Annotated in this window: 2 protein-coding genes and 1 tRNA gene; 1 reads left to right on the forward strand and 2 read right to left on the reverse strand. The window is 68.0% G+C overall.

The features are described 5' to 3' along the window. Positions 1 to 8: 8 nt before the first annotated feature. Together AC5Y36_RS25690 and AC5Y36_RS25695 are read right to left on the reverse strand one after the other, a co-directional pair. Positions 9 to 539 carry a YbhB/YbcL family Raf kinase inhibitor-like protein gene (locus tag AC5Y36_RS25690; protein WP_500043799.1) on the reverse strand — a complete coding sequence of 177 codons (531 nt, stop codon included), beginning with the start codon at positions 537 to 539 and terminating at the stop codon, positions 9 to 11. Positions 540 to 555: 16 nt separating this feature from the next. Then, positions 556 to 1878 (reverse strand): M20/M25/M40 family metallo-hydrolase, encoded by a 1323-nt coding sequence (locus AC5Y36_RS25695; protein WP_500043800.1) that lies wholly within the window; start codon positions 1876 to 1878, stop codon positions 556 to 558. A gap of 99 nt (positions 1879 to 1977) precedes the next feature. Between AC5Y36_RS25695 and AC5Y36_RS25700 the strand changes: the two genes are divergently transcribed. Further along, a tRNA-Leu gene (locus AC5Y36_RS25700) sits at positions 1978 to 2063 on the forward strand. The last annotated feature ends 206 nt before the right edge of the window (positions 2064 to 2269 follow it).

The following is a 2269-nucleotide window of genomic DNA, read 5'->3' on the forward strand; positions in this document are numbered from 1 at the left end:
CCGGGGAACTACTTCTGCTCGTAGGTGGCGTAGATGACGGCCCGGGCGATCGCGTGCTGGAACAGGTTGAACCCCAGATACGCCGGGCTGGCATCCTCACCCAGCTCCAACTTCTCCACATCCACCGCGTGAACGGCGATGTAGTACCGGTGCGGGCCGTGCCCGGCCGGCGGCGCGGCGCCCACGTAGCGCCGCAACCCCGCGTCGTTCGCCAGGGTCAGCGCGCCGCCGGGCAGCGCGCCGCCGTCACCGGCCCCCTCAGCCAGCTGGGTGACGTCAACCGGCAGGTTGGCCACCGCCCAGTGCCAGAACCCGGACAGCGTCGGGGCGTCGGGGTCATACACGGTGACCGCGAAGCTGCGGGTCTGCTCGGGGAATCCCGACCAGCTCAGCTGCGGGCTGTTGTCCTGGCCTCCGGCACCCATGATGCCGCTGACCTGGGCGGCGCCCAGGGGCTGCCCGTCGGTGACCGACTGAGAAGTCAGCGTGAACGACGGCAGCTGCGGCAGGGCGGCGTACGGGTCGGGCGATGTGGTCATCTTGATCCTCTCGTCGTCAACAATGAGTCAGAAAATACTGCAGCACCCCGGTGCCGAACTTGAGTGCGTCCACGGGTACCCGTTCGTCGACGCCGTGGAACAACGCAGCGAAGTCCAGTTCCGGCGGCAGCCGCAATGGTACGAACCCGAAGCACCGAATCCCCAAGCGGGCGAAGGCCTTCGCGTCGGTCCCCCCGGACAGCATGTAGGGCACGATGCGGGCGTCGGGATCGCTGGCCAGCAGCGCGGCATTCATCGCGTCGACCAGATCACCATCGAAGCCCGTCTCATACGGCGGCTGCTCGGTGATCCACTCGCGGACCACGTCCGGGCCGAGCAGCGCGTCGACCTCGGCCTCGAATGCCGCCTGACGGCCGGGCAGGATCCGGCAGTCCACGACCGCCTCGGCGGTCGCCGGGATCACGTTGGCCTTGTAGCCGGCCTTCAGCATCGTCGGGTTGGCGGTGTCGCGCAGGGTGGCTTTGACGATGCGCGCCACCGGGCCCAGTTTGTCGATGGCGCCCTCCAGGTCAGGGGATTCCGGATCGAAGGTGTACCCGGTCTCCTCGCTGACAGCGGCCAAGAACTCCAGCACCGATTCGGTCAGGACCAGCGGGAACTGGTGGCGGCCCAGCCGCGCCACCGCCTCGGCGACCAGGGTGACGGCGTTGTCGTCGTGCACCATCGAGCCGTGCCCGGCGCGCCCCCGGGCGGTCAGCCGCATCCACCGGATGCCCTTCTCGGCGGTCTCGATCAGGTACAGCCGGCGTTCCCCGCCGTCGCGGCGCGGCACGGTCAGCGAGAAGCCGCCCACCTCACCGATGGCCTCGGTGATGCCGTCGAACAGATCGGGGCGGTGATCGACCAGCCACTGCCCCCCGTAGCGGCCCCCGGCCTCCTCGTCGGCGAGGAAGGCGAACACCAGGTCGCGCGGCGGCACCGTGCCGGTCTGGGCGAAGTGGCGGGCGACCGCGATCATCATGCCCACCATGTCCTTCATGTCGACCGCGCCGCGTCCCCACACGTAGCCGTCCTCGACGGCGCCGGAGAACGGGTGCACGCTCCAGTCCGCGGGCTCGGCCGGCACCACGTCGAGGTGGCCGTGGACCAGCAGCGCGCCCCGGGTCCGGTCCGCTCCGGCCAGCCGGGCGAACACGTTGCCGCGGCCCGGGGCGCCGGATTCGACATATTCGGTTTGGTAGCCGACTTCTTCGAGTTGTTGCGCCACCCAGCGGGCACACTCGGCCTCGCCGCGGGTGGTCTCGGGTTCGCCGGTGTTGCTGGTGTCGAACCGGATCAGTCGGCTGACAATCTCCACCACCGCATCACGGGGGTCCATGGCAACGCTCACAGTCACCTTTCCTACCATTCCTCATGACAGCAGGTTTGGGTCCGGGCAGTCCGATCCGTTAGCCTTAGCTGCCCTTGCAGGGTGTAGGTCCGAGTGGCGGAATGGCAGACGCGCTAGCTTGAGGTGCTAGTGCCCTATTAATGGGCGTGGGGGTTCAAGTCCCCCCTCGGACACACGACTGAGCCGAATGGAATGAATGCTCGCATTCATTCCTGAGGCGATGGAGTGTGTTGAGCGGCGAAGCCGCGACCACACCACGGCGATGAGCCGCGGTGTGGTCGGCGACGGGTCATCCCGGGTGCCCAAGTTCCCGACTGCCGACTGAAATCGACGTGCAGATTTGCAAAAACGCCGATTTCGAGGGCTATGAGTCAGTCTG

Source organism: Mycobacterium sp. NGS50, assembly GCF_059812545.1.